At 40.6% G+C, this 22,779-nt stretch carries 21 protein-coding genes; 12 read left to right on the top strand and 9 right to left on the bottom strand.

Features of this window, described 5'->3' with window-relative positions:
* Window positions 1-7: 7 nt before the first annotated feature.
* The 7 genes from hisF to hisG are packed head-to-tail and all read right to left on the bottom strand — an operon-like array spanning window position 8 to window position 6,718.
* Entirely contained in the window at window positions 8-763 is a 756-nt protein-coding gene (gene hisF, locus V2H41_RS06050; RefSeq protein ID WP_330974241.1) for an imidazole glycerol phosphate synthase subunit HisF, read from the bottom strand.
* On the bottom strand, window positions 764-1,480 hold the full coding sequence (gene hisA, locus V2H41_RS06045) for a 1-(5-phosphoribosyl)-5-[(5-phosphoribosylamino)methylideneamino]imidazole-4-carboxamide isomerase (RefSeq protein WP_330974240.1): 717 nt from the start codon (window positions 1,478-1,480) through the stop codon (window positions 764-766).
* Between the two features lie 53 nt (window positions 1,481-1,533).
* On the bottom strand, window positions 1,534-2,130 hold the full coding sequence (gene hisH, locus V2H41_RS06040) for an imidazole glycerol phosphate synthase subunit HisH (protein WP_330974239.1): 597 nt from the start codon (window positions 2,128-2,130) through the stop codon (window positions 1,534-1,536).
* Between the two features lie 24 nt (window positions 2,131-2,154).
* Window positions 2,155-3,294: a bifunctional histidinol-phosphatase/imidazoleglycerol-phosphate dehydratase HisB gene (gene hisB, locus V2H41_RS06035; protein ID WP_330974238.1), complete on the bottom strand. Its 1,140-nt coding sequence runs from the start codon at window positions 3,292-3,294 to the stop codon at window positions 2,155-2,157.
* Between the two features lie 40 nt (window positions 3,295-3,334).
* Window positions 3,335-4,408 (bottom strand): histidinol-phosphate transaminase, encoded by a 1,074-nt coding sequence (hisC, locus tag V2H41_RS06030; RefSeq protein ID WP_330974237.1) that lies wholly within the window; start codon window positions 4,406-4,408, stop codon window positions 3,335-3,337.
* Window positions 4,409-4,448: 40 nt separating this feature from the next.
* On the bottom strand, window positions 4,449-5,738 hold the full coding sequence (hisD, locus tag V2H41_RS06025) for a histidinol dehydrogenase (protein WP_330974236.1): 1,290 nt from the start codon (window positions 5,736-5,738) through the stop codon (window positions 4,449-4,451).
* A gap of 56 nt (window positions 5,739-5,794) precedes the next feature.
* Complete coding sequence (gene hisG / locus V2H41_RS06020; RefSeq protein ID WP_330974235.1) at window positions 5,795-6,718, bottom strand: ATP phosphoribosyltransferase; 924 nt, start codon at window positions 6,716-6,718, stop codon at window positions 5,795-5,797.
* Between the two features lie 275 nt (window positions 6,719-6,993).
* Between hisG and V2H41_RS06015 the strand changes: the two genes are divergently transcribed.
* The 9 genes from V2H41_RS06015 to trhO all read left to right on the top strand — a co-directional run bounded on the left by V2H41_RS06015 (window position 6,994) and on the right by trhO (window position 17,079).
* Window positions 6,994-7,767 carry an exonuclease domain-containing protein gene (locus V2H41_RS06015; RefSeq protein WP_330974234.1) on the top strand — a complete coding sequence of 258 codons (774 nt, stop codon included), beginning with the start codon at window positions 6,994-6,996 and terminating at the stop codon, window positions 7,765-7,767.
* 60 nt (window positions 7,768-7,827) lie between these two features.
* The gene (locus V2H41_RS06010) at window positions 7,828-8,586 is read left to right on the top strand and encodes a polyprenol monophosphomannose synthase (RefSeq protein ID WP_330974233.1); all 759 of its coding nucleotides are present in this window, start codon (window positions 7,828-7,830) and stop codon (window positions 8,584-8,586) included.
* Window positions 8,587-8,612: 26 nt separating this feature from the next.
* Window positions 8,613-9,068, top strand: coding sequence for a DUF4268 domain-containing protein (locus V2H41_RS06005; protein ID WP_330974232.1), 456 nt, complete (start codon window positions 8,613-8,615; stop codon window positions 9,066-9,068).
* 39 nt (window positions 9,069-9,107) lie between these two features.
* Entirely contained in the window at window positions 9,108-10,019 is a 912-nt protein-coding gene (locus V2H41_RS06000; RefSeq protein ID WP_330974231.1) for an alpha/beta hydrolase, read from the top strand.
* 18 nt (window positions 10,020-10,037) lie between these two features.
* Window positions 10,038-11,441, top strand: a complete 1,404-nt coding sequence (locus V2H41_RS05995) for an MBL fold metallo-hydrolase (RefSeq protein ID WP_330974230.1) — start codon at window positions 10,038-10,040, stop codon at window positions 11,439-11,441.
* A 119-nt stretch (window positions 11,442-11,560) separates the two neighbouring features.
* Window positions 11,561-14,011 (top strand): penicillin acylase family protein, encoded by a 2,451-nt coding sequence (locus V2H41_RS05990; RefSeq protein WP_330974229.1) that lies wholly within the window; start codon window positions 11,561-11,563, stop codon window positions 14,009-14,011.
* Window positions 14,012-14,202: 191 nt separating this feature from the next.
* The gene (locus tag V2H41_RS05985; RefSeq protein WP_330974228.1) at window positions 14,203-15,519 is read left to right on the top strand and encodes an alkaline phosphatase family protein; all 1,317 of its coding nucleotides are present in this window, start codon (window positions 14,203-14,205) and stop codon (window positions 15,517-15,519) included.
* A gap of 40 nt (window positions 15,520-15,559) precedes the next feature.
* Window positions 15,560-15,898 carry a hypothetical protein gene (locus V2H41_RS05980; protein ID WP_330974227.1) on the top strand — a complete coding sequence of 113 codons (339 nt, stop codon included), beginning with the start codon at window positions 15,560-15,562 and terminating at the stop codon, window positions 15,896-15,898.
* Between the two features lie 140 nt (window positions 15,899-16,038).
* On the top strand, window positions 16,039-17,079 hold the full coding sequence (gene trhO / locus V2H41_RS05975) for an oxygen-dependent tRNA uridine(34) hydroxylase TrhO (RefSeq protein ID WP_330974226.1): 1,041 nt from the start codon (window positions 16,039-16,041) through the stop codon (window positions 17,077-17,079).
* A 383-nt stretch (window positions 17,080-17,462) separates the two neighbouring features.
* Here trhO and V2H41_RS05970 read toward each other — a convergent pair whose 3' ends face one another.
* Entirely contained in the window at window positions 17,463-17,882 is a 420-nt protein-coding gene (locus tag V2H41_RS05970; protein WP_330974225.1) for a nucleoside-diphosphate kinase, read from the bottom strand.
* An 87-nt stretch (window positions 17,883-17,969) separates the two neighbouring features.
* Here V2H41_RS05970 and V2H41_RS05965 point away from each other — a divergent pair, with 87 nt between their 5' ends.
* Together V2H41_RS05965 and V2H41_RS05960 are read left to right on the top strand one after the other, a co-directional pair.
* Window positions 17,970-18,977, top strand: a complete 1,008-nt coding sequence (locus V2H41_RS05965; RefSeq protein ID WP_330974224.1) for a DHH family phosphoesterase — start codon at window positions 17,970-17,972, stop codon at window positions 18,975-18,977.
* A gap of 65 nt (window positions 18,978-19,042) precedes the next feature.
* Window positions 19,043-20,062: an FKBP-type peptidyl-prolyl cis-trans isomerase gene (locus V2H41_RS05960; protein WP_330974223.1), complete on the top strand. Its 1,020-nt coding sequence runs from the start codon at window positions 19,043-19,045 to the stop codon at window positions 20,060-20,062.
* 62 nt (window positions 20,063-20,124) lie between these two features.
* Here V2H41_RS05960 and V2H41_RS05955 read toward each other — a convergent pair whose 3' ends face one another.
* On the bottom strand, window positions 20,125-21,627 hold the full coding sequence (locus V2H41_RS05955; RefSeq protein WP_330974222.1) for an NAD(P)H-hydrate dehydratase: 1,503 nt from the start codon (window positions 21,625-21,627) through the stop codon (window positions 20,125-20,127).
* A 146-nt stretch (window positions 21,628-21,773) separates the two neighbouring features.
* Here V2H41_RS05955 and V2H41_RS05950 point away from each other — a divergent pair, with 146 nt between their 5' ends.
* Window positions 21,774-22,778, top strand: coding sequence for a nucleoside hydrolase (locus V2H41_RS05950; RefSeq protein ID WP_330974221.1), 1,005 nt, complete (start codon window positions 21,774-21,776; stop codon window positions 22,776-22,778).
* The last annotated feature ends 1 nt before the right edge of the window (window position 22,779 follow it).

Raw genomic sequence — 22,779 nt, 5'->3', positions numbered from 1 at the left:
CTTATTACTATAAACGTACCGATATATTTTTTGAGTGTAAGTATTCTTTTAATGCACGAATCTCCACTTCTTTAAAGTGAAAAATACTTGCTGCTAAAGCCGCATCAGCGTGTCCTTGGGTAAACACTTCTTCAAAATGTTCGATAGTACCCGCGCCACCTGAAGCAATTACAGGAATATTTACCGACTGGCTGATAGTAGCAGTAATGTCCACCGCAAATCCTGCTTTGGTACCGTCATTCTCCATGGAAGTCAACAATATTTCGCCTGCTCCCAAATTGTAGCATTCCTTTACCCACTCCGTAGCCACCAGCGGGGTAGGCGTGCGGCCTCCGTGGGTTACTACTTTCCATATGCCATCGATAATCTTGATGTCAATAGCTACTACTACACACTGGCTACCGAAGTTTTTGGCAAGAGCACTGATGAGTTGCGGGTTCCTAACGGCTGAAGTGTTCACGGATATTTTGTCAGCACCATTCTCTAATAGCACTGATACATCTTCTACCGTATTAATACCACCACCCACTGTAAAGGGTATGTTGATATGTGTAGCAATATTTCGTACTAGTGTAGCTAGAGTCTTGCGCTTATCTACAGTGGCGGTAATGTCCAGAAATACTAGCTCGTCTGCTCCTTCCTGGCTATATCGAATGGCCAATTCTACCGGATCACCGGCATCGCGCAGGTCTACGAAATTGGTGCCTTTTACAGTACGTCCGTCTTTAATATCCAAACAAGGTATGATACGTTTTGCCAGCATTTAAAAATCAGATTTCAAGTCAGCAATATTAATTTTCCCTTCGTAAATAGCTTTCCCTACAATGGCTCCATAGCATCCGGCAGCTTTTAGGTCTTCTAGATCTTTCAGGGAACTTACGCCACCACTTGCAATCAGCTGAATGTTGCTAATCTCGCTTAGTACTTTTTTATACAAGTCAAGAGCACTGCCTTGCAATAACCCATCTCTACTGATATCAGTACAGAAAAACTGCTGAATACCTTTCTTACTATAGTTACTGATAAAGTCGATAATATGGATATCCGTAGCCTCAGTCCACCCTTTAACCTGAATTTTTTCATCTAACACATCTGCTCCCAGAATAAATTTATCTGCTCCATAGCGGGCGACCCATTGCATCAGTAATAATTCATTTTTTACCGCAATACTACCGATAGCTGCATATGTGGCACCTGAATTAAAAGCGATCTCTACGCTTTTATCACTGCTGATACCGCCGCTGAAATCAATTTTTAATGAAGTTTTACCGGCAATTTGTTCTAATACTTTCCAGTTTTTTACTTCACCGGCTTTGGCGCCATCCAGATCTACGAGATGCAGTCGCTCGAGACCGGCATCTTCAAATCTTTTTGCTACCTCCAGTGGGCGTTCGTTATACACTTTCTTCTGACTATAGTCTCCTTTACTAAGACGTACGCACTTGCCTTCTATAATATCTATTGCAGGAATGATTTGCATTTTCAATTGTTTTAATCAGTCTTAGGACTTATTAGTCTTCTTATATTTAACTTTTATAATGCAAGGAAGTTTTTTAATATCTGTTCTCCGGTTTCGGCACTTTTCTCGGGGTGGAACTGTACCCCGTAAAAATTGTCTTTGTTCAGCGCGCAACTAAACTCAATGCCGTAGTGCGTCGTTGCGATGGAACTTTCATTTATTTCAGCATAATAGCTGTGCACAAAATAGCAATAGCTGCCATCCTTTACATTTCTAAAAAGCGGATTATCGGTTATGGAAATATTGTTCCAGCCGATTTGGGGTATCTTCAAAGGATTGGCCAGGTCTGTGTTTGTAAAACGTTTAACCTGTGTGTTGAAGATGCCTAGACATTCCGTATTGTTTTCCTCACTGTAATTGCAAAGCAATTGCATACCCAGGCAGATGCCCAACAGCGGCTGCTTGGCGGATGTGATGACTTTATCCAGACTCCTTTGTTTTAGGTAATTCATAGCCGTGCTTGCTTCGCCTACACCGGGAAAAATAATTTTATCGGCGGATAAAATTTGCTCCTTATCATCGGTAACCACCGCTGTCACGCCCAATCGTTCCAATGCAAAAAGGACTGACTGGATATTGCCGGCATTATATTTTACAATAACAACGTTCATAAATCTTTTACTTATTGATCCTTTTTAAAGCACCCCTTTGGTACTGGGCAACTGTTCATTGCCGGGAGTTCTTTTGATAGCCATTTTGATCGCTTTGGCAAGCCCTTTGAAGATAGCCTCAATCTTATGATGCTCGTTATCACCTTCTGCTTTAATGTTTAAATTACACTTTGCCGCATCACTGAATGATTTAAAGAAATGATAAAACATCTCCGTTGGCATTTCTCCAATTTTTTCGCGTTTGAATGATGCATCCCATACCAGCCAAGGCCTACCACCAAAATCGATTGCGACTTGTGCTAGGCAGTCATCCATAGGTAATAAGAAACCGTAACGCTCAATACCCTTTTTATTGCCGAGCGCCAGATGAAAGGCTTCGCCTAATGCAATAGCTGTATCTTCAATTGTATGATGTTCATCTATGTGTAAATCTCCTTTGGTAACTATTTTGAGGTCGATACCACTATGTCTTCCTAGTTGATGCAACATGTGATCGAAAAAACCTAATCCCGTTTCAATTTCACAAATGCCAGTACCATCGAGATTGATTTCAATATCAATCTTCGTTTCGTTAGTGTATCGGCTGTGCTTAACTCTTCTTGCCTTCAACTGCAAATAAGCATAGATGTCTTCCCAGCTTTTTGTTTTCAGTGCAATTGTTTGTTCCAATTCTTTCAGGCTGTCTGAAATTTCTCCGGCACCGAGATTTTCATCTAGGTTCAGCCAGATGCCCTTACAGCCTAGGTTTTTAGCCAATTGTATATCTGTAATACGGTCACCGATTACAAAAGACCCTGCTAAATCGTATTCAGGATTATTGATGTATTTGGTCAGCAATCCAGTGTTCGGTTTTCTGGTAGGCGCATTTTCTTCGGGGAAGGTTTTATCTATTAGCACTTCTGAAAAATGAATGCCCTCATTCTCCAGATTACGCATAATAAGGTTGTGGTAAGGCCAGAAGGTTTCTTCAGGAAATTTATCAGTACCCAGACCATCCTGATTGGTAACCATCACCAGCTCAAAATCCATTTCCCGCGCTATTTTCCCCATCCAGGTAAACATCCCCGGGTAGAATGTAATTTTTTCGATGGAATCCAGCTGATAGGTAGGGGGAGCTTCATTTACTAGTGTTCCGTCTCTATCTATAAATAAAACTTTTTTCATACACTTCATTTAATTTTCATCGCTTATAATAAGTGATGGTTTAGCCGGGATAATTTTCTAATGCTTCAATTAATTTTTTGTTTTCCTCTTCTGTTCCCACTGTAATTCTCAGACACCCTTCACAACCTTTTGTGGTGCTGCGGTTTCTTACAATAATGCTTTTGCTTTGCAAATATGTAAAAACATCATTAGCCTGTTTCATTTTTACTAATAAAAAGTTGGCGTCCGACGGATATATTTTCTCTGTAATGGAAAGTTTGGCTAATGCTTCTTCTAGCCAGGTGCGTTGGGCAATGGTGAATTTTGTCCATTCATTTACCTGCATCACGTTCTTGAGTGCCTGCAGAGCCAACTTTTGCGTAGCTTCGTTGATGTTGTAAGGATATTTTACGTTGTTCATATAACCTATGATTTCCTTACTCGCAAATGCAAGCCCTATACGCAATGCGGCAAGTCCCCAAGCTTTAGACAAGGTTTGCATCACCACCAGATTGGGATAATCCACAAGTTGCGTTGTGAAAGTTTTTTGACGGGCGTAATTGATATAAGCTTCATCAATCACCACAATGCCATCGAAGTTATTTAATACGATTTCAATATCCTGTCTATTGATGCTATTGCCGGTAGGATTATTAGGCGAACAAATAAAAATAAGCTTAGTGCGATCATCCACTGCGTCTGCAATAGCCTGAATATCTAATTGATAATCGCTTGTGAGCGGCACTTCTTTCACTTGCACATTGTTAATAGCTGCACAAACGCTGTACATGCCATAAGTAGGAGGGAGAATGATTATATTATCTATTCCCGGCTCACAGAAAATACGCATCAGTACATCAATTGCTTCATCACTACCGTTGCCACAGAAGATGTTTTCAACAGGAACACCTTTGATATTGCTGATCTGTTTTTTAAGTTCCAACTGAAGCGGGTCGGGGTAGCGATTCAGCGGTTCATGCAGGTTGCCGATATCCAAGGACACCGGAGAACCGATAGCATTTTCGTTAGCATCCAGCATTACACTTGCTTCGCCTGTGAACTCGTGACGAGCAGTGCTGTAAGGAGCTAGTGATTTTATATTATCTCTTATCAAGTATTCTAAATTAAATTCCATATGTTCTGTACTAGTAATGATGCGTGCTGCAATACGTGTATTATTTCGCTTTTTTAATATGCCTTAATCTTACTTTTACTGCTTCGCTATGCGCCTGCAGCCCTTCTGCTTCGGCCATGGTTGTAACAGTATTTGCAATATTCTTCAATCCTTCGTCCGTGAGCTGCTGGAATGTAATCTTCTTATAAAAGCTATCCAGTGATACACCGCTATAGGCGGTAGCATATCCGTTGGTAGGTAAGGTATGATTCGTGCCGCTTGCATAATCGCCCACGCTTTCCGGAGAATAATTGCCTATAAAAACCGATCCTGCCGTGTGGATTTCCTTCAGTAGGGCATTGGTGGTTTTGCAAGCCAGAATTAAGTGTTCCGGAGCATAGGTATTGGAAAAGGCAATGGCATCCTTGATATTTTTCATCAAAACGATGCGTGCGTGCTCTAAAGCTTTTGCAGCTATGTTTTGTCTGGGTAGCAAGCTCAGTTGTTGTTGGATGGCCACCTCAGTTTGTTTAATAATATCAGCATCGGTACTTACCAATACCACTTGTGAGTCGGTGCCGTGTTCTGCTTGAGCTAAAAGATCTGCAGCAACAAAAGCGGGGTTGGCTGTTTTATCTGCAATTACCAACACCTCCGAAGGTCCGGCAGGCATATCAATAGCCACTTTACTTTGTAAGATTTGTTTAGCTACCATCACATATTGATTGCCCGGACCAAAGATTTTATTTACGGCCGGTATCGTTTTAGTGCCGTAAGCCATGGCCGCAATGGCCTGTGCGCCACCTACTTTAAAAATGCGTGTTATACCACACAAAGAGGCTGCAAATAGAATGGCATCGTGCACTTTTCCGTTTTTATTCGGAGGTGTACAAAGTACAATTTCTTTACATCCCGCAATAGATGCTGGTACCCCCAGCATGAGCACTGTAGAAAATAACGGAGCCGAACCGCCTGGAATGTATAATCCTACTTTTTCGATGGGTCTTGTTTCGCGCCAACAGGTTACACCTTTGGTCGTTTCAATCTTTACAATAGCCTGTTTTTGCGAACTATGAAACTTGTGAATATTATTTTTTGCCTGTAGAATGGCCTTTTTTAAAGAGGGGTCAATATTTCGGATAGCAGCGTTGATTTCTTGTGTTGTGACGGAAAGGTTCTTCAGTATAATGCCATCGAACTTTTGCGCATATTTTTTTAAAGCCGCATTACCGTTATTGGCGACATCATAAATAATGGCATTTACAGCAGGAAATATCGAACTGCTGTCCATTACAGGCCGCTGGCATATCGAGGGCCACTGTTTTGCGGAAGGATATTTATAGCGTTTCAATGTATCTGATTTTATGTGTAAGACACTAATCGGTTTTATCTTTTTTGACGCCCGGCTTACTCAATAATCTTCTCAATGGGCAAAATTAAAATTCCTTCGGCGCCGGCGGCTTTTAGTTTTTCAATCACATTCCAAAAATCATTTTCGCTAATAACCGAGTGCACCGACGACCAACCTTCTTTAGCCAGTGGCACGATGGTGGGGCTGCTGATGCCCGGCAAGTATTTGCAAATAGTTTCCAAGTTTTCGTTTGGAGCATTCAGCAATACATATTTGGTGTATTTAGCCTTCTTTACCGAGCGGATGCGGAACAATAGCTGGTCCAGTAGTTCCTGTCTTCTTTTAGACAAATTATTTCCGGAAATAAGCACCGCTTCGGATTTTAAGATGATCTGATATTCGTACAGTTCGTTGCTGAACAAAGTACTGCCACTACTTACTAGGTCGCAGATGGCGTCGGCTAGTCCGATGCGGGGGGCAATTTCTACCGAGCCGCTAATAACATGAATGTCTGCATTGATTTTATTTTGCTTCAGCCATTTCTTTAAGATAAATGGATAACTGGTAGCAATTTTGATACCGTCCAGTTCCTGAATGCTTTTAGGTTTCTTGCCTTTGGGAAGGGCGATGGATAATCTGCATTTCCCATAACCGAGACGTTCCAGAATTTTTGTGTCCTTATTTTTTTCGAGCACCACGTTTTCGCCTACAAATCCGATATCTGCCACACCGTCCTGTACGTACTCAGGGATATCATCATCACGCAGAAATAATATTTCCGCATCGAAATTGTCAACACTTATTTTTAGTTGATTATTGCCTGCGGGCACGTCAATGCCACATTCTTTCAGCAATTTCATGGAACCCTCGTTCAGTCTTCCGGATTTTTGCACAGCAATACGCAGTTTTTCAACTTTGCGTGGGGCTTCTTGACTGGTAGACAACGTAGCTTTGGGGTTCCTTTTAGTAGTTGCTTTCATTTTAAACTGTTTATCGTTTTATTAATCGTTAGGCGCTGCTAATAACAAAAAAGGCTTACAATTTGTAAGCCTTTACATATCATTAAATACATAACACCATCGGCTTACTTTTTTAAAAGTATGCGAAATGATGATGAGTATGTATGTTATTTCTTTTCATTGCGGGGCAAATATATAGCTTTTTATTAAAAAGACCTTTAAAATTTGAAAATCTTGTCTTCATTTTATCCTGACCAATTCTTATTTCTTTATCTTAGCTCCCGTCAAATAATATTATGTTACAAATTACAAAGCCTATTGCTTTCATTGACCTGGAAACTACAGGTACGAATCTGGGAACGGATAGAATTGTAGAAATTGCGATTCTAAAATTACTCCCTGATGGTACAAAAACAGTAAAAAGAAAGCTGATTAATCCCGAAATGCCCATTCCCAAATCCTCCAGCGATATTCATGGAATTACCGATGAGATGGTAAAAGATGCCCCCACATTTGCACTGGCAGCCCATGAGTTGAAACAGGTACTGGATGATTGCGATTTGGCCGGATACAACTCAAATCGGTTTGATATACCGCTACTGGTAGAAGAGTTTTTACGTGTAGGTGTGGATTTTGATATGAAGGGTAGAAGAATGATAGATGTGCAGGCGATTTTTCATAAAATGGAACAGCGCACCTTGAGTGCTGCCTATAAGTTCTATTGTGGTAAGGTGCTGGATGACGCACATTCTGCCCTTGCCGATGCTACCGCTACACATGAGGTATTATTGGCTCAATTAGAGCGTTATCCCGAATTGGGCAATACTGTAGAATCTATACACAAGTTTTTGGGCGAGGAGCCTATTATTGATTTTGCTCGCCGATTCGTAATGAGCAATGGAGTGGAGGTATTTAACTTCGGAAAATACAAAGGTCAGCCAATCGCTGAGGTGTTGGCTAGAGAGCCGCAATATTACGACTGGATGATGAAAGGCGATTTTCCGCAACAAACCAAACAAAAGCTCACGGAAATTTTTACCAGAGTAAAACTAAAAGGTTTGAAATCCTAATATCAAAGGGATAAGCATGAATGGGCGATGTGCTGCATGGTTTAACTAAATGGAGACTGTTTGGATAAATTAGTAATTATACCGACTTATAACGAAAAGGAGAATGTAAAAAACATTCTTGAGGCAGTATTTGGCCTACCCGGAGATTTTCATGTCTTGATTGTGGATGATGGTTCTCCTGACGGCACCGCCGATATTGTCAAGCAAATGCAGGCCGACTATCCGGGTAAATTACATCTGGAAGAACGAAAGGGGAAGCTGGGGCTGGGTACCGCCTATATACACGGTTTCAAATGGGCGTTGGCAAGAGGATATTCCTTCATCTTTGAGATGGATGCCGATTTCTCTCACAATCCGAATGACTTACTCAGGTTATACGATGCCTGTAAGAATGGAGGTGCCGATGTGGCTGTGGGAAGCCGTTATGTAAAAGGAGGCGGCTTTGTCAACTGGCCGGCCAACCGAATTTTATTGTCCAAAGGGGGATCTCTGTATACCCGCTTAATTACTTGGCTACCGGTAAAAGATCCTACAGCGGGATTTGTGTGTTATAAATCCGAAGTACTGGAAGCCATCGATTTTGATAATATTACATTTGTGGGTTATGCTTTTCAGATTGAAATGAAATTTGCTACTTGGAAATTAGGTTTTAAAATCAAAGAAGTGCCTATTATTTTCCAAGACAGAACCCAAGGCAAATCCAAAATGAATAAAGGTATTGTGAAGGAAGGTATACTGGGCGTTTTAAATCTTCGCTGGCAAAGCTTGTTTAAAAATTATCGGAAGAAGGTACGTACCAAAACATCAATACACTCATAGTTGTTCACTTTTGTATCCCACAACGAATGTATAGCAAAGCAGAAGCGTCTAATATCAGAAGGGAATTTTGGACAACATTCGGCATGTACATGAAGCCGATTCATAATGCCCATGGGGATACCATCAATTGGGTAAATTATAAAACCGGTATTCGTCACCTTTATTTTCGAATGGATGCCGATCGCAGATTTGCTTCTATTGCCATAGAATTGAAACATGCTGATAAGGAAGAGCGATTGAAGGTTTATCGGAAGCTGGAAGCATTGAAATCTTATTTTCACGGAATCATGGAGGAGGAGTGGGACTGGCAGCAGGTATTTTATGATGAAGATGGAAGTGAAGCTTCGCGAATTATTATGATGTTGCAAGATGTGAGTGTGTTCAATAAAGATACCTGGCCCTCCATCATTTCATTCTTTAAGCAAAGAATTATTAAGCTCGATGCTTTTTGGAATGATGTGAAATTTCAGTTTGAAGAGTAAAGCATGCGATAACGATTGCTAAACGTATAATTTCGACATATGAAAAATTGGATTTGTATATTCCTTTTGTTTTTTGCAAGTATGACGTATGCACAGGATACTTTGCCACTTTATGAAGTAATACCCAACAGCAAGCCGGCGGATAATCTGGAAAAAAGCGAAACGGCAGCAGATGGTATTACGCGTGTCAGTGAGGTCTCTGTACCACAGTTAATTGTATTTAGACCTGCCAATCCCAATGGAACTGCAGTAATTATTTGTCCGGGAGGTGGTTATCGTATTCTGGCTATTACACACGAAGGATATGATGTGGCAAGAGAATTGAATAAGTGGGGAGTGACAGCTTTTGTATTGAAATATCGCTTACCTAGCGATCGTACCATGTTGGATCGTTCTATAGGCCCTCTGCAGGATGCAGAGCGCGCTATACAGCTAGTGCGTGAGCATGCGCGTGAGTGGGGCATTAATCCTAAAAAAATAGGAATTATGGGTTTTTCTGCAGGAGGGCATCTGGCAGCGTCGCTTTCTACGCGTTATAGAGAATCATTAATTGAAAATCCTAAGAAAACTTCCTTTAGACCCGATTTCTCCGTATTGGTATATCCTGTAATTAGTTTTACAGATAGCCTCACACATATGGGCAGCCGGAATAATTTAATAGGTTCCAATCCTTTGGAAAGTCGGATAAAAAAATACTCCAATGAATTCAATATAGATAAGAAAACACCACCTGCTTTTTTAATTCATGCTAAAGATGATAAAACAGTACCCATAGGCAATGCTTATGCTTACTACAATACCCTGCAACAACTGAAAATTCCGGCAGCTTTAAAAGTATACGAAACAGGGGGACACGGATTTGGTATGTATAATAAAAAGGAAGCACATAACTGGATGGGAGAATTAAAAGCTTGGATGCAACAACAAAAATTCCTGCCCAATACTCTTTAACACTTTAAACATCGTTTTATGAAGATAGCTTTTCATGGCGCGGCACAAACTGTTACCGGCTCAAAACATTTAATTACCCTGAAAAATGGCAAAAAACTTTTATTGGATTGTGGCATGTTTCAGGGGATGGGAGAGGAGACGGCTTCGCTTAACCGCGATTTCGGATTTGTGAGTAGTGAAGTGGATGCCATGATACTTTCTCATGCACATATTGATCACTCGGGGCTTATTCCCAAGCTCGTAGCAGAAGGATTTCAAGGAAAAATCTTCTGTAGCCCGGCTACAAAAGACCTTACACGTATCTTATTATTGGATAGTGCAGAAATTCAGGAAAGTGAGGCGCGCTTTGCTGAAAAAAAGATTACAGCCTCTACTCATGATGTATTAAAACCGCTTTACACCATGGAGGATGTAAAGCAAGCACTGCCTTTGTTTGTAGCTAAGGAATATGGAGATTGGTTTGAAGTAATGGAAGGTGTGGAATGTATGTTTACCGATGCGGGTCATATTATCGGCAGTCAGTGTGTGCATCTCAAAATTAAAGAAGGGGGTAAGGACACCAGGATTACCTTCAGCGGTGATTTGGGCCGTTATCGCGATATTATTTTACGCTCTCCAGAAGTGTTTCCCCAAGCGGATTATATCATACTAGAATCTACATATGGCAATAGCTTGCATGACAATATTACAGGTACGCTCGAGTTGTTAGAACATTGGATTAATCGGGTGTGCGTAGAGCGCAAAGGGAAACTTATTTTGCCAGCATTTAGTGTAGGTCGTACGCAAGAAATACTCTACTTTCTCAATCAACTCGATTTGGAAAATAGGTTGCCTAAGATCCCTTACTTTGTAGATAGTCCGTTGAGTATTGAAGCTACAGATATGGTAAAGCGTTATCCGCAATATTTCAATAAGCGGATACAGAATATTATGAAGAGTGATGAAGATCCGTTTATGTTCCCCGGATTGGTATATATAAAGTCTGTTCAGGAATCTAAAGCCCTCAACTATCGTAATGGCCCGATGGTGATTATTTCCGCTAGTGGTATGGCGGATGCCGGAAGGGTGAAACATCATATCAGTAATAATATTGAAAACTCCAAAAACGCCATTGTGATGACGGGTTATTGTGAACCCAGCTCACTGGGAGCAAGACTACTGTCTGGTGCAAAGGAGGTGGGCATCTTTGGGGTAGAACATCAGGTGAACGCCGAAATAGGAGAGATAAGAAGTATGAGCGCCCACGGTGATTATGAAGACTTATGTCAGTGGCTGGCATGTCAAGATCCGCGGGAAGTAAAAAAGCTTTTCTTGGTGCATGGAGAGCCTGAAGTACAACAGGAATTTAAAAAGCGATTGTTGAAAAAAGGTTTTCAGGACGTGGTGATACCTACAAGACATTTCGAAACAGGCCTGGAATAAACAGGCCTTGTTTTTTATCAGCCCGGGGCTAACTATGGGCCGATAGGGTAATGTGATATAAAGCTGAGTATTTACAGGTCGGAAAAAATAATTATCTTTCTTGTAAAATATGCAAACCCATGAGACTGCTGCCATTTTGCTTTTCGTTTCTTGTTACCATATTGTTGATTTTTATTCTAAATCGTCCGATGGGTAGCAAAGTGCCCATGCCATTAGGAAGTTTTTTAAGCCCGCAGACAGGCTTTTGGCAAAATGCAGAAGATACGGCGTTTGACTACAACTTAAATATTGTGCACGAATATCTCAAAGCTCCTGCAAAAGTATATTTTGATGAGCGGCTGGTACCTCATGTGTTTGCACAAAACGATGAGGATTTGTATTTTATTCAGGGATACCTGCATGCACGGTTCCGATTGTTTCAGATGGACTTACAAACTCGAGCCGCTGAAGGCCGTGTAAGTGAAATTGCAGGCAAGGCAGCTATTGAGTACGACAAGGCACAACGGCGTCTAGGAATGAAGTTTGCAGCAGAAAATACGCTGAAGGAAATTGAAAAAAATGCTGATGCCTTAGCGAGATATACAGCTTATACAAACGGGGTGAATGCATACATTAATACACTCACTGAAAGCACCCTTCCTTTGGAATATAAAATTCTCAACTTTAAGCCCGAGAGGTGGAGTAATCTGCGTACACTCATGCTTTTAAAAATGATGGCGCAAATGCTTTCTTCAGGCACAGAGCGGGATTTGATTTATACCAACCTCCGTTCAATTCTTACTTCTGAGCAGTTCAACTTATTATATCCTCAGGTACAGGATTCTTTAGTGCCTATTATTCCTAAAGGCACTATATTTCCTAATTATAAAAAGCAGTATGTAATACCTACTGATGCCGATTCGGCCTATTTCTTCAATCATCGTCAGGTCGCTGTACATGAACCCAATCCACAGGATCGGGATAATGGTAGCAATAACTGGGTAGTTGCAGGCACTAAAACAGCTAGTGGCGCACCCATACTTTGCAATGACCCGCATCTAGAATTATCGTTGCCCTCTATTTGGTACGAAATGCAATTGTCTACTCCTTCTTCTAGCGTTTATGGAGTTACCTTGCCCGGATGTCCGTATGTAATTATTGGTTTTAATGAACACATTGCCTGGGGCGTTACGAATGCTCAAAGAGATGTAAAAGATTATTTCACAATTCAATTTAAAGATGCATCGAAGCGGGAGTATTGGTTCAATAATACCTGGAAAGCCTCACAGTTACGTGTTGAAGAAATAAAAGTAAAAGGGCAGACGCCGATATATGATACTGTAGCTTATACGGTGTTTGGTCCGGTGATATACGATGCTGCTTTTGCGGATACAGTTTCAGGACAATCAGCTTTAGCAGTTACATGGGTAGCCCATCATACCGGAGATGAAGGACTGGCCTTTTACAAGTTGAATAGAGCTACAAGCTATAATGAGTATGCTGAAGCTATCAAAACTTTTGAGTGTCCTGCACAAAATTTTGTATTTGCCTCTAAAAGTGGGGATATAGCTATTTGGCAACAAGGTAAGTTTCCTAATAGGTGGCAAGGGCAAGGATTATACGTAATGCCCGGACGTGATAGCAGTTATATGTGGCAGGGGTATATTCCTCAGGAGGAAAATCCACATGCTGTAAATCCTGATCGAGGTTTTCTTGAAAGTGCCAATCAACGTCCTGTAGATGGTACTTATCCTTACTTTATTCCGGGTACTTATATCACACCTCGGGGTAGAGCAATTGAGTATTTTTTGCAACGTATGAACAGTATTACTGTTCAGGATATGATGGAGCTACAGCAGAACTATTATAATATACTTGCACGAGATTTAGTACCTATCTTGATAGCACACACCCATGAAGAAAAACTTTCTGAAAAAGCTAAAAAATATCTAGATATTATCCGTGGTTGGGATTTTGATGCAGGGCCTCATTCAATTGGGCAAACCATTTATCGATGCTGGTTAGATAGCCTGCAGCGAAATATATGGGAAGATGAATTAATGGCTGCGGGTCCTACAACCATTTTGCCCGAGGAAGAGACACTCATGGAGCTTTTAAAAATCGATACTACATTATTATCGTTTGTTGATGATAAAAGAACAACCGTTGTAGAAACACTGACCAATCAGGTTACGGCAGCTTTAAACAGTGCGACTAAGGCATTATCTGATTATGAGAAGGAGCATCGGTTGGAGTGGGCGAAGTTTAAAGAACCGGCCATTTACCATTTACTAAAGAATAATCTGCCTTCGTTTGCACATAAAAACCTGCCTGTTGGAGGCTCGGGAAATACAATTAATGCCATTAAAAAAAGTCATGGCCCTAGCTGGCGTATGGTGGTGCATTTAACGCCCGACATGGAAGCGTATGGAGTATATCCCGGAGGACAGAGTGGGAATCCAGGAAGTCGTTTTTATGATAATGCCGTCAATAACTGGGTAGAAGGTAGATATTACCAATTATGGATGATGAAAGAGCATGATGCAAAGGATAGTCGTGTAAAGTGGGTAATGAATTTTTCCAAAGCATAATGGGTAAATCCAGATAGATTGTTATTTGGAAAAAACAATAATTGCGATTACATTTGTTTAGAGGGTACGATTGCTGCTGATATTACATAGAAACGTATTTATTCGTTTCTTGCATCCATCATCTGTGCATATTTTTTATGCTGAGGGAAATGAGAAAAATTCATCAAAGCCCCTAATAAAAATTATCTCTTATGCGAAAATTAGGACTACTCTTTACACTGATATTGGTACTGGGTCCCTACTTTGTGTATGCCCAGGCAGATAAACATGTTATTATGGTTTCCGTGGACGGTTTGCGTCCCGAGTTTTATCTTTCTAACAAGTGGCATGCACCCAATTTGAAGCAATTAAAAAAGAAAGGTGCATTTGCCGAAGGCGTTGTGAGCGTTTTTCCCTCGGTTACTTTTCCTTCGCATACAACCATGGTAACCGGGGTATCTCCTGCCGAACATGGTATATATTATAATGCTGTTTTTTCTTATGATAGTACCAATGGTGGTATTTATTGGAATTTTAAACAAATTAAGAAGAAGACATTATGGGACGTGGCTCGTAAAGCCGGATTAAAAACGGCTGCTATAGTATGGCCGGTATCAGCTGGTGCGCCTGTCGATTATAATATCCCCGATATTGGTCATATGGGAAATGATGTTTTGGAGAAATACAGTTACCCATCGGATTTTACGGCTACCATTAAGAAGGAAATATTGGGAGGGGTGGATAAGATTGATGTTGGTGATGACATTGCTGTTGCCAAAATTGGGGCATGGGTAATTAAAAACGCAAAGCCCAATTTAATGACGTTGCACATGTTTGGACTGGATCATATTGAGCATGCAAACGGAAGGGAAGGAGAAGCTGTACAGCGCGGGTTAAGTAAAATAGATAGTAGTGTTGGTATTATATGGAATGCTGTAAAGGAGGCCGGCATAGAAAAGAATACCTTGTTTTTGATAGTAGGGGATCATGGTTTTTACGATACCGATATTTCTGTAAGGCCTAATGTGATTCTAGCTAAAGAGGGGCTTATAAGAGATATAAATAAAGGAGATTGGGATGCGCGTTTCCATACAATGGGTGGAAGTGCGTTTCTGTTTGTAAAAAATAACGACCCAAAGATTATAGGTAAAGTAAGAGACTTATTTGACAAATTACCTGATAGCGATAAAAAATATTTTAGGATTATTGACCCTATGAAAATGAAGCAGGTAAAGGCCGATCCTAACGCTGTTTTTGCTTTAAGTGCTCTGAATAATGCTTCTTTTGCAGCTACCGAGAAAGGCGACTTTATCACACAGCGAAAGAAAGGAGGTGTGCATGGGCATTTCCCCGATACAAAAGAAATTCAGACTGGATTCATTGCTGTGGGCAAATCGGTAAGGTCCAATGCTAACTTAAAAGAAATGCGTTTATATGATATAGCGCCTATCGTACTAAAGTATCTGAATTTAAGTTTGGGAAAGTTGAAAGGAACGATTCCTGAAGGGTTATTTAAGGGCGACAAATAAGAGATACATGTAAAATTGTACCTATTACTCAATTTTTCATATGAAGTTTATTTTGTCTGTGATTGTTATAGGGATTTTATCTTTCGTAGCCGGACTCTACACCCCGTGGTGGAGTCTGGCTATTGTATCTTTTTTGGTTTCGCTGCTGATTGTTCAGCGTCCTGGTAAGGCATTTTTATCAGGATTTTTGGCAATATTTTTAACGTGGTTTCTCGTAGCAGCTTTCATCAATGCTGCTAATAACGGTATTTTAGCCAACCGCATAGGGGAGCTGCTGGGAATAGGGGCGCGCCCCCTTTTGTTAGTGTTTATCACTGCATTAGTCGGCGCAATCGTTGGGGGATTTGCTGCCCTAACCGCTTCTTATTTAAGAAAATAGATCATTTTAGAGGGATGCCATATAATTAATAAGGTTTAAGAAGAAATAATCGTACCTTTGCACACTGAAATTTGGTGCAGCCTGCAACTGCCCAATTATTGTATTTAATTTCCCGTCTTGCGGGATCAAATTTCATGTTTATGGCATTACATAATCGCATTTCCCGAAAGGAACTGAAAGAGCGTATCCTTAAGGACAATACTCCCCGTACTACTATTTCTTTCTATCAGTATTTTCCTATTTCTGACCCTACTACCTTTAGAAATCACGTCTATAAGATATTTAACAATTTGGGGGTATTAGGAAGAATTTACATTGCTGCGGAAGGCATCAATGCCCAAATTAGTGTGCCCACCGAAAACTTTGAGAAGTTCAAAGAAACGCTTTATTCATTAGATCCCGCTCTGGATGGGATTCGGCTGAATATTGCCGTGGATGACGATGGAAAATCGTTTTATGTTCTGGATGTGAAGGTGCGTCCAAAAATAGTTGCCGATGGGATTGATGATCCTTCCTTTGATATGTCCAGAAGAGGTAAGTACGCTGATGCTGAGACTTTCAACAAGCTGGCTAATGATCCTAACACCATTATTATCGACATGCGTAATCACTACGAATACGAAGTGGGACATTTTGAGAATGCCATAGAAGTTCCTAGTGATACCTTTAGGGAGCAGTTGCCCATGGCGGTGGAGATGATGCAAGAGCACAAGGATAAAACCATAGTGATGTACTGTACCGGAGGCATCAGATGTGAAAAAGCCTCAGCGTACATGTTGCATAAAGGTTTTAAAAATGTGTATCACCTCGAGGGTGGAATTATTAATTATGTGAACCAGGTGAAGCAGAAAGGATTGGAGAACAAGTTTCATGGTAAAAACTTTGTGTTTGACCAAAGACTGGGTGAGCGTATTACGGATGAGATTATTGCGCATTGTCATCAATGCGGTAAGCCGGCGGATACACATGTAAACTGTGCTAATGATGCTTGTCATCTGTTATTTATACAGTGTGAGGATTGTGCTAAAGAGTTTGAAGGGTGTTGTAGTAAGGAGTGTCAGGAGTTTATTCATCTCCCTCCTGAAGAACAGAAAAAAAAACGTAAGGGCATAGATTTAGGCAGAAATGTATTCAATAAATCCAAGGAAAGGCTTGGAAAGCTCCTTGCAAAGGATAAGTAATACATATAAGTAAATTGCTCAAATCATTGATTTTAGACAATTATTCTATACTTTTGCGCTCAAAATGCGAACATTGGAGCAATGTTTGCTGATTTCCATTAGCAAAAACCTTAACTTATGAACCGAACTTTTCAAATGTTATTACTATTAATATTAATAGTAATTCCAGTCATGCTATTTATAGCTGACAATCAAAAGGTCCTCAAAACCGGAATGAAATATCCTGTTCCTCCCAAATCGGAGAGTAGCGGGAAGATGATTTATCTGAATACAGATAAGAGTTAAAATAGTGTAGGAAATTTAAGGATCAATAACGTCTTCGTTATACTAAAAAATCCGGCATTTGCCGGATTTTTTAGTATGTTGATATATGCATTAGAAGTTTATCCTACTCTTTCAAAGTGATTGAAGAAGAAATCTCCTTCAATTTTTGCATTTTCATCACTATCACTTCCATGAATAGCGTTTTCTTCAATGGATTTTGCAAAGGTTTTGCGAATAGTGCCTTCTGCAGCGTTAGCCGGATTGGTAGCTCCAATTAGTTCACGAAAATCAGCTACTGCATTTTCTTTCTCCAGAATAGCAGCAATAATGGGGCCGCGGCTCATAAAATTCACTAAGTCTTGGAAAAAGGGTTTATCTTTATGAACTGCATAGAATTCCCCAGCTTTTTCCTTACTAAGCCGGGTTAATTTCATTGCAACTAATTTGAAGCCCGCTTTGGTGATACGATCTAAAATAGCTCCTGCATGGCCATTTTCCATCGCATCGGGTTTAATCATTGTAAATGTACGATTGCTCATATATACTAATTATAATTTTAGGGAGGCAAAGGTACAGAAAGTAATATTTAAAAATGAGCTTAATTTACCTATTTTTGCGCCTCTTCGATGGAAGCAATAGCAAATATACTATCCTTATTGCCCCAACCTGCTAAGGTGGTGATAACCATGCACCAGAAGCCGGATGCAGATGCAATGGGGTCGGCATTGGGGCTTTGGCATTTTCTGAAAAAATTTGGACATGAGGTGACCGTGATTTCACCTACAAACTGGGCACCTTGGCTTAATTGGATGCCGGGTTGTGCTGAGGTGCTGAATTTTGAAAAGCAAAGGGAGCTGTCCATAGAGCTGATCAATAGCGCTCAATATCTTTTCTGTTTGGATTTTAACATCTTTCATCGTACAAAGAGTATGGCGCCTTTTCTGGCGGCATTTAACGGCATAAGAGTGCTAATCGATCATCATGAACAACCTGATACACCCAACTTTCACTATGGGATCAGCGATATTACGAAGAGTTCGACCAGTGAAATGGTGTATGATTTTATTGTAGCAGCAGGAAAAGATAGCTGGATTGATGAATACATAGCACAGTGCCTATATGCAGGAGTGGTAGCAGATACCGGTTCATTTCGTTTTGCGAGTACGCATGCCTCAGTACATCTGATGGTGGCACGTCTGATGGAAACGGGTTTTAACCATGCAGAAGTACATAGCAACTTGTTTGATAACTTTCTGGAGAATCGATTGCGATTTATAGGTCATGTACTGACGAATTGCCTAGAGTTCATCTATGAATATAATACGGCATTGATTGCTATTCCAAAACACGATATATTGCGCTTTGAAATAAAGACAGGAGACACAGAAGGGTTGGTAAACCTACCCCTCTCGGTACAGGGAATAAAACTGGTAGGGTTGGTTATCGATCGCGACGAAGAAAGAAAATGGAGTTTTAGAAGTAAAGGAGCGTTTGATTGTAATACTTTTGCCCGTACGTACTTCAATGGAGGAGGCCACTTTAATGCTTCCGGAGGAAGTACTAAAGATTCTCTTAAAGATACTGTCACTAAATTTAAAAGTGCCGTAAGAGAAAACGGGAGTTTGCTACAGTAAATTGCAACATCCCAAAAAACAGCCAAGCGGCTTTCAATATCAAATTAAAAATTAAAAATCGACAAATGAAACGTTTAAAAATTCTGAGCATTGCAGTTTTTGCAGCTTGCGCATTCACTGCATGTAAAAATGCAGACTATAAAACCAGCCCTAATGGTTTAAAATATATCATCTTCGACGGTGGTAGTAAAGATAGTACCAAGGATGGATATGTGCTGAAAATGCATATGACAGCTCGTATCAGTGGTAGCAAGGACTCTTTCTTAGTTAATACTTATGGGAAAATGCCCTACTTCGATCAAGTACAGCAAATTCCTGCGGGGCAGCCTATATACGATCCGAGAGAGGTGTTTAAAGAGTTGAAGAAGGGCGATAGTATGGTGGCTATTATTTATATCGATTCTGCTATTAAGAAAGGGTTGACTCATGAAGCGCAGTTACCTCCCTTCCTGAAAAAAGGCGATAAAATTATTTACACTTATAAAGTATTGGAAGTATTTAAAGAAGATAGTATAGCGCGTGCAGATTATCAAAAAGAGATGGAAAAAGATCTTCCCCGCCAGAAGAAAGAGCAGGAAGAAATGATGCAAAAATTCAGAAAAGAGCAGGAAGAAGCACGTAAAGCCGAAGAGGCTGAGTTAGAAAAATCAGGTGAAAAAGCTAAGCAAATTCAGGAAGTACAAAATTACCTGGCAAGTAAAAAAATTACTGCAACCCCAACGCCTGTAGGTACTTTCGTTAAAATAGATAATCCGGGTTCAGGTGCCCAGGTTGCCGATGGTAAGTTTGTTACAGTAAAATATACCGGAAAAACAGTGGCTAAAGACAGTACTTTCGATGCCAATCAATTTACCGTAAAATTAGGTGAGCAGCCCTTTATTCGTGGTTTTGAAGATGGACTAAGACAATTTAAACAAGGTGGTAAAGGCACCATTTACATTCCAGGATATCTGGCTTACGGCAAGGATGGTAACGGTGTGTTTAAACCTTACGAAGCATTATATTTTGATGTAGAAATCCTGAACGTATCCGATTCTGATCCGAATGTGCAGGAGCATGGTCCTAACGATGGACATGGACATTAATAAAAAGTAGTTGAATATATTTTAAAGCGACCTTCTGTTTTGAAGGTCGCTTTTTTATGTAATTATACTGTTTCCAGTCGCTTAATAACGGATAGATTATCTATAATATCTCCGGCTATCATGGGGCCCATTCCATAATGTAGAGCGGCTTGATCTCCGGCCATGCCATGTATATACACTCCTAATATTGCTGCCTCGGATGAGGAATAACCTTGCGCTAATAAGCCAGTGATGATTCCGGTAAGCACATCCCCACTACCACCTGTGGCCATACCAGCATTACCGCTCGTATTGAAATATCCCTTACCTGAAGGTGTAGCGATAAAAGTGCGATGCCCCTTTAATACAATTACGAGGTTTTTTGTACGAGCTTGCTGCAGTGCCGTTTCAATCCTTGCAAAGTCATCTTTATTTTCTTCAAACAATCGAGCGAACTCTTTAGGATGGGGAGTGAGAATGCTGTGAGGAGGTAGTAGGGGCCACCATTCACTATGTTCCGATAAAATATTTAATGCATCGGCATCTAGCACTAATGGTTTAGGGTATGCCACCAGCAGCTGATGCAGAAAAGCTGTTGTAGCGCTGTCTGTACCTATGCCGGGACCTACTCCCACTGCGGAATAAGACGTTACATCATAATCAAGTTTTGTAATGACTTTTTCATTGCGATCCACACGACACATAGCTTCCGGCGCAGCGGTTTGTAGAATAGTTACTCCACAACTTGGAACATGCGCGGAAACAAGACCCACTCCGCTCCGCAGACAGGCGCGGGTGCTTAATACAGCCGCGCCCATTTTGCCATAGCTGCCTGCAATTATTAATGCATGTCCGAAGCTTCCTTTATGCGAAAAAGCATTTCTAGGTTTGTAAAGTTGTTTTATAAAATTAAAATCAACGAGTTCGTAATTCGTGTCTACTGTATGTAAAAAATCGGTATGTAGCTTGATATCCAGAATATGTACATTACCAAAGTATACCGCATTTTCCGGAAGTAATAATGCGGGTTTGTAGCATTGGAAGCTAAGTGTATGTGCTGCTTTTATTACTGGAAAATCTTTTGAACTGCGATCGCATAATAAGCCGCTAGGAATATCGATAGCAATAACATGCTTTGCTGTATGATTGATAAAGTGAATCAGCTCGGCCGCCAACCCCTCGGGTTTTCTGTTTAATCCTGTACCAAATAAAGCATCAATAATTACAGCATCGTTGGGAATGGAGGGGAAGTCGGAAGTACTTTTTAGAGTAATGATTTCAACGGTGCTTATTTGTTTTAATCTTTCAAGATTAATATTAAAACAATCAGTGCCTGCACTCAGGGATAGTACGAATACTTTTACTTGCTTGTTGTGAGACTTAAGTAAGCGCGCTATAACGAGTCCATCGCCACCATTGTTGCCGGTAGTGCAAAAAATATAGAATATGTCTTGCGAGATATGCTCCAAAATCCAGTGAGTGCAGGCCTCGGCTGCTCTTTCCATTAGATCAATAGGTGAGATAGGTTCATGTTGCATCGTGTATTGATCCCATTCCCGAATTTGTGCGGCAGACAATATTTTCATCGATATAAATAATTACAACTCTAAAGTTAAATACATAATAGCAACTTGTATAGTCTGATGTTACAGAATTATACGGTTGTGTGTAATTTTAGACAGAATCTTTTACAGTACTTACCTTTTATTAACGATTGCTCAAATACTTAAAAATGAAAAGAATTTTATTATGTCTCTCATGGCTACTCCTGCTTATGAGTTTCACTAACTGTATAGATGCGCAGCGCACTAAAGCTGTTCCTGCAATCATTTTTGATACTGATATGGGACCGGATTATGACGATTTAGGTGCTATTGCCGTACTCTATGCATTAGAAGCTCGAAAAGAGTGTAAGGTGCTAGCCACCTTATCTAGCAACGGGCACCCAGCCATAGCGCCAACCATTGAGTTATTAAATAGATATTTTAACAGGGGAGAGGTTCCTGTAGGGATAGCTGGCCCCACAGCACCGGCATTTACGCACAAAAGCGGGTGGAATGAAGCGCTGATTCAACGCTTTGCTCCTGAGCTACGGAGTAAGCAATATCCGTATGCAGTAGAAATTTATCGCCGTATTTTATCACAGCAACCGGATCGATCGGTAACCATTGTTACGGTAGGTTTTTTGTCAAACATCAACGATTTATTGCATTCAGAGCCTGACACTTATTCTAAGCTTTCGGGGGTAGATTTGGTGAAGAAGAAGGTAAAGCAATGGGTGGCTATGGCGGCGGATTTCCCGCAAGGAAGAGAATTTAATGTTTACAAGGACACTACTGCTGCTTACCAGGCTTTGGCGCTATGGCCTCAAGACGTGCCTATTGTTTTCAGTGGATTTGATATAGGTTCCCGTATTCGTACAGGAAAACGTCTGGCTGAGCAATTCCCTCAAACCCCTATAGGCATGGGATATGCTATCAATTTTAGTGCGGTGCCAGAAAAGGGTAACGGTCGGCAATCTTGGGATCAAACAGCCGTGTTATGTGCCGTACGCACACCCGAAAAGTATTTTTATGTAATAGGACCTGGTAAGATTGAAGTTAGTAAGGATGGTAGTAATATTTGGAACCCCAATGCAAATGCCAATCACTTTTTCTTAGTCCATAAATATCCTTATGCTCAAATAGAAAACTTGCTTGAGGAGCTAATGATGTATCAGCCTTCTGCAAAGCTCTAAT

Origin of the sequence: Niabella digestorum (assembly GCF_036409055.1) — a bacterium.
Taxonomy (GTDB): Bacteria; Bacteroidota; Bacteroidia; order Chitinophagales; family Chitinophagaceae; genus Niabella; species Niabella composti.
This window is presented reverse-complemented; position numbering and strand designations above follow the sequence as displayed.